General features: G+C 53.2%; 3 protein-coding genes and 1 pseudogene. 1 reads left to right on the forward strand and 3 read right to left on the reverse strand.

What is annotated here, in order from left to right; genetic code table 11:
* The 3 genes and pseudogenes from BA190_RS36385 to BA190_RS34760 form a co-directional block, all read right to left on the reverse strand.
* Positions 1 to 92: pseudogene (locus BA190_RS36385) on the reverse strand (short-chain dehydrogenase); the annotation flags it as partial.
* Positions 93 to 514: 422 nt separating this feature from the next.
* Positions 515 to 688 carry a hypothetical protein gene (locus tag BA190_RS36390; protein ID WP_156771849.1) on the reverse strand — a complete coding sequence of 58 codons (174 nt, stop codon included), beginning with the start codon at positions 686 to 688 and terminating at the stop codon, positions 515 to 517.
* Positions 685 to 2763, reverse strand: coding sequence for a sensor histidine kinase (locus BA190_RS34760; RefSeq protein WP_068299776.1), 2079 nt, complete (start codon positions 2761 to 2763; stop codon positions 685 to 687). The genes BA190_RS36390 and BA190_RS34760 overlap by 4 nt, the downstream gene beginning before the upstream one ends.
* Here BA190_RS34760 and BA190_RS34765 point away from each other — a divergent pair.
* Entirely contained in the window at positions 2762 to 3493 is a 732-nt protein-coding gene (locus BA190_RS34765; protein ID WP_162275292.1) for a response regulator transcription factor, read from the forward strand. The two genes, BA190_RS34760 and BA190_RS34765, sit on opposite strands and share 2 nt — an antisense overlap.
* Positions 3494 to 3956: the final 463 nt, after the last annotated feature.

The raw sequence follows: 3956 nt of genomic DNA on the forward strand, positions 1-3956 counted from the left end.
TGCGCCGCCAGGTCGCGAGCGAGCAACCCGCCCAGATTCTTGCCGCCGCCGGCAATCAGCGCCACTTTTCCCTTGATGCTGTGATCGGCCATGCTGGATCTCCTTTTCGCGAGTGAAGCTTTGTTGAAGGTCAGCTTATCGTCTTGGATTTCGATATAAAGCTATCCATTTGAACATGACACTTCGTGGTCCAATACCAATCTGGTATTAGGCTCCGGCCGCATCGGTCTATTCTCGCGTTCTTCCTGTCACTTCCTGTCTCTATATCACCCAATACCGCACTTTGTGTCGGTGGGGGAACCCAATCCTACGGCAAAAGTCGGCTACCCAGCGCCGAAGGTGGAACTATACCTGTCGTGATCAGTCGCGAACTTGGAACTTTTTTAACGATAAGTGGCAAAAGTTGCCGCTTTCGGGAGGAAGAAGGGCGGAATTCCTCGGTCGGTATCGTGCGACGCAAGCCTTGTCAGCTCGGTGTCGGCGCAAGTCTTGCTGCTCCGCATTGCTCCACAAATCAGTGCGATGTCGTTTCCATGCGTTTGTCCCAGGAGAGCGATTTCAAGCCGGCCACCAGGACGGAAAACCGCCAGCTTCTCCTCGCGCAATCCAGTGCTGTGTCGTCAGCCTTCACCACGGGGTGGTGTATCGGTTTGGAATATTTCAGTTGGACCTCAATCGACTTGTTCACGATTGAGAGGCTCCTTTCACGAGAGGCAGCGAGAGACAGAATGTGGAGCCGCTCCGGTCGCCAGCGGCCAGTATGAGGTCGCCGCCATGCTGGCGAGCAATTTCCCTTGAAATATAAAGCCCCAAGCCGGAGCCATTTATTCGTTGCCCTGCCGCGCGATAGTATTTTTGGAATATGCGTTCACGATCAGTTTCGGAAACGCCAATTCCGTCGTCCATGACATTGATGAATACGGTATCTTCGTCTGACCTCAGCTGCACCGTCACGACGGTGCTCTCAGCCGAATACTTCAAGGCATTCTGGATTAGGTTCAACACCGCAATTTCCAGTAGATTGGGGTCCCCTTTCACCATCGCTTCGTCGCCCCGAACAAAGCGTACGCGCTTGGTCGCGGTGTCATCCAATCCTGCCTCGGCGGTGTCCAGAACCTCGTTGAGATCGAATATTTCGAGTATCGGGAATGACCATGCCTGCCCGGTGTCGAGCCGCTCTTCAGCCAGGACATTTTCAATCAGCATCGACATTCTCTCGACAGCCTGCCGGATCTTGGCGGCTCGCACCTTGACAGTGTCGACATCTCCTGCAGCGGATAGCGAGAGATTGTTGGCGGCAGCCAAGATCACCGCCAGGGGATTGCGAAATTCGTGCGATACCAGAGCAACGAAGCCCCGTTGCTGAGCCAGGGCATCATTGACGGAAGCAAGGGATCGCCTGAGTTTCATTTCAAGCAGGTGGCGCCGATCCATTTCCTCCTTGAGTGATGCGTTACTTTCCGCGAGTTCGGCGGTTCTCTCCCGCACCTTGGTCGTCAGTTCCTGTTCGGCGAACCGCGACATGGCAATGACGCGATCTTTTTCCTTGCTGAGATTATGCTCGGCAAGCCGAGCCCGTTTGGCGACGGCAGCGCTTAGCAGCATGAGATGGATTAAAGTACCCACCGCCAAAAGCCTTGCCAAAGAACTGTCGATCTTCAGTGGATTGAATCCAGTATATTGCAGTTGCATAACAGATGCCAGGAGAACTACACTTAAAAAGGCAAATGCCGGCAATAGATATTGGAAATTTCGTCGAATAATAAGCAAATATAATACAAAAATGGCGGCGAGGATGAGATAAATCTGCTGCAATCGCGAGACAAAGAAACCGACGTCGCCATACCGTCCCGCAAACGCGAACATCAAAGCGGCGACATTGAGAAGGACAATGCCGTGGGAGATGCGGCACACGAGAAGTGAATAGCGTCGAAATTCGAAAAGATTTTCTAAAAATAGCATCAAGAATATGCTGTATGAACAGACGACAATTCCCCAGAACATACGTATGAATTCGGGCCCAAGGAAAAATAAAGCCTCGGACGAATACCCCATATGATATATGCTTATGAGTCCTGAAAATGAAATCAATAATATATAAAGTACAAATATGTTATCCCTAAGCCAGAAATAATAAAGCAAATTCGCTGATATCATTGCCAGGATGGAACCTATTAATACTCCTATAATCCAGTCATTTACATTTATGTATTTTTCGTAACCTGCTTTTTGCCATATATTCAATGACGTTGTGATCGAGGTGGATGACTGCAAGCGGATGTAATAGTCGGTCGATGTGGGGGGGGCAGCAATTCGAAAAACGGCGGAATAGGCGTCGGTCTCGTCTTCCACCTCCAGGCGAAAGGAGCTAGGCGGTACGGCTGCCAGGCTTCCGGTTCCGGTCGGCGCATAGAGAGTGACGTGTTCGATCAGGGGCCTTTCGATCTGCAGGAGCCACTGACTGGAATCTTCCGGAGCGGCAAGGGAGAAGCGAACCCAGATCGCGCCTTTCTGATACCCTTGGGTGAGCATCGAAGGGACGGGAACGAATTGAAGATCGGGCTGTCCTGCGACGATGTCCTCGATGGTGAGTGCACCGCTCCGGTCATTGAGGACGGCGAGGTGACCGCTCAGGGAAACCGCGCCTTTGATACCGTCCGTCGATTTGAGTGAAAGCCCCCATGAGGCTTGCACCACAAAGCAACTAAACAAGATAGACAAAGCAACGATTAGGTGGAATCGGATGCTGCGGAAGTGCGACATGGAGGGGGCATTGATGTTCGCAAGAGAAGCTAAACCGGGCGATGTCGCGATCGCTCCTCTCGTTTATCTCGTTGATGACGATGAGGATTTTCGCGAAGAAATGGTGGCGGGCCTAACCAGATTGGGCTTGAACGTACAGGGGTTTGGCAGTGCTGCGGCTCTGTACCGGGCCTATGCTGGCATGCCATGCGAGATCGTTGTCCTCGATATTGGCCTGCAAGATGAAGACGGCCTGTCGATAGCGACCCATATGCGGGCCTCGCAACCGGTCGGGATCATCATGGCCACGGCCCGTGGATCGATCAATGACCGGGTCACCGGCCTCGAGAAAGGCGCGGATGCCTATCTCGTCAAGCCCATCGATGTTCGGGAACTGGCCGCCACGGTGGTGGCACTCCACAATCGCGTCGCCAAGAATCGCAAACTGCCCGTTCCTCCCAAGAGTCCGCAATGGGCCCTCGTGGAAGGGGGATGGACACTCGTTGACGGCCTGGGCCACCACCTGCGCCTGACAGTCTCCGAACAGCGCCTCATGGGATGCCTGTTCAGGGCGCGCGGCAACACTGTCGAGAGGAGCGCGCTGGTCGAAGCCATGGGCGCTGATGTCTATGACTTCAACTATACCCACCTTGATACCATCGTAAGCCGCCTACGTCGAAGGGCCAAGAAGCTAAACATGGTGCTACCCCTGCATGCCATTCGCGGACAAGGGTTCACCTTCGCGGAATAGTATGGCTTTTCGGTCACTGTCCAGAAAAATTCGTATTTATACTCGGAGGACCTGGGGGGATAATCCTTCCGAATGAGATAGTTTGTGTCAGGAAGTGACATGTAAAGACATTTTGTGAAATTGTGAGGAATCTGGGGAGTAAATATGTTCAAAAATACGTTCAATTATGGAAATCCCCATGTCCCCTCGACTCGTCGGCAAGCACAAGAAGTCTTCTTCGCCTCTTGGAGCTACTTTAACGGTAGGTAGCCCGGTTCGGGTGGCGCAGCGTAGCCTCGTTCATCCGAAAGCCTTAACATCGACCATCGCCATTGCCGCTGCGCTGTCCTGCGGTGGAATGGTAGCGGCTCCTGGTGCTGCGTTTGCGGGAAGCTGCGACCCGGCGACTTTCGTATGCTCGGGAGCGGCGGGAGCTCCTGGTACGGACACGCCAATTGTTATCAATAACCCCGGCGCAACCGCC

Source organism: Labrys sp. WJW (assembly GCF_001676615.1).
GTDB classification, from domain to species: Bacteria; Pseudomonadota; Alphaproteobacteria; order Rhizobiales; family Labraceae; genus Labrys; species Labrys sedimenti.

What these genes read in the sequence shown, in the direction of transcription:
- BA190_RS34760 (WP_068299776.1), bottom strand. Translation starts at nt 2,763, where the DNA reads ATGTCGCACTTCCGCAGCATCCGATTCCACCTAATCGTTGCTTTGTCT.
- BA190_RS34765 (WP_162275292.1), top strand. Translation starts at nt 2,762, where the DNA reads ATGGAGGGGGCATTGATGTTCGCAAGAGAAGCTAAACCGGGCGATGTC.